This window comes from Bacteroidales bacterium (assembly GCA_014860585.1).
Lineage (GTDB): Bacteria > Bacteroidota > Bacteroidia > Bacteroidales > 4484-276 > RZYY01.
In genome coordinates, this window is record JACZJL010000120.1 from 1 (window position 1) to 1,557 (window position 1,557).

At 43.7% G+C, this 1,557-nt stretch carries 1 protein-coding gene; it reads right to left on the minus strand.

What is annotated here, in order from left to right:
* A partial coding sequence (locus tag IH598_12995) for a hypothetical protein (GenBank protein ID MBE0639426.1) occupies positions 1-1,557 on the minus strand: 1,557 nt, incomplete at both ends.

Genomic DNA, 1,557 nt, shown 5'->3' on the forward strand with positions numbered 1-1,557 from the left:
TTCCCAGAGAACACTTTCATCATTTTCTGCAGTGGCAGATAAACTCACTGTTTGCGACTCGCAAACCGACATGTCCTCTCCGGCAGAAACAGTTGCATTGGGCAGGAAGGTCAGGGTAAAACAATGTTCGTCATCAGCACAGGGACTCAGGGCAAAAGCTTTAAGGCACAGCTCAGCTAAACCGTTAATCACATCCAGCTCTCCCGGATGGTAGGTTGTGTTCAGTTGATCCGGAGCATCAAAATATCCATCACCGCTTGTTGACCAGAGTAAATAATCATAATTTGCGGTAAAAGCATCATTGGTCTGGAAAAGTTCACCAGCACAAATCGCAGCAGCATCACCGGCAAAAACAATTGGTGTCCGGGTGATGTCAATCAATACCTGGTCGCTTACCGGAGGACAAAGGTTACTGTATGCTGTCAGAGTAAAGGTTACTTCCCCATTAGCTTTGTCTGATTGACCAAAGTAATAGTAGGGTGAGATAACATTATCAAAGATAAAAAATCCATCCCCCGAAGTAGTCCATAACACAGACGATTGTCCTGAAGCAGAACCAGAAAGCACAATATACACTTCTGATTCACAAATTGTCTGATCGACACCGGCATTTACCTGCGGTGGTTCATTGAAAGTAATATTCAGATAGTCGGTATCATTCGCACAATTGGGAAAAGCAAAGGCTGTGAAAGAAAGGTTTACATGACCTGAAAGTTTGTCTTGTAAGCCCGGGTAATAAACTGTTTCAAAGGCGGCAGGATTGGCAAAGTTTCCGTCACCCGAAGTTTGCCATACTACGGATTGCTGATACTGAGCATAACCGGCTACTAATACTGAATCATTAAAACAAGTCATAAAATCATCCCCGGCATCAGCTAAAGCATCCTCACAATCAGGATCAAATGACACCTGAATTTGATCTTCAGCTATCTCCAGACAGTGTTCAAACGGAAACGCATACAATGTGAGTATCACACTTTCACTATCATAATCCATCTGGCTTGGGTAATAAACACTATGAAGATCCGTCGGATCATCGAAGGTACCTGACCCGCTGGAAGTCCATAGCAAACCAGAATTATCTTCCACAATCGCATCATTCACAACAACACTATCCCCAGCTATTACGTGCTGGTCTTCGCCGGCAAAAGCATGCGGCGATTTCTGGACGTAAAGGTTAAGGTAATCAGTGGCATAGTTACACAAATTCATTGCAAATGCGGTTATCGTAATATTTACCTCACCGTTGGCTATATCTTCTTCACCGGGATAATAAACCGGGTTAAGCACCAAAGCGTTGGAGAAAAACCCATCGCCATCAGTTGTCCAAAGGACTGAGGAATAATTTTCCCCGGTTGCTGTCAAGTTGCCAAAATCTGTTTCACAAATGGTAAAATCATCAGCGGCATCAATGGTCGGAGATTTTTCAATGGCTACCGACAATGCTGAAGTTGCATTATTACAACCATTCCCAGAAAAAGCTGTTATTGAAAGAATAACCTCTCCGGCAGCAATATCCAGAATGCCAGGGGTGTAAGTTGTGCTCAAACTCCCGGG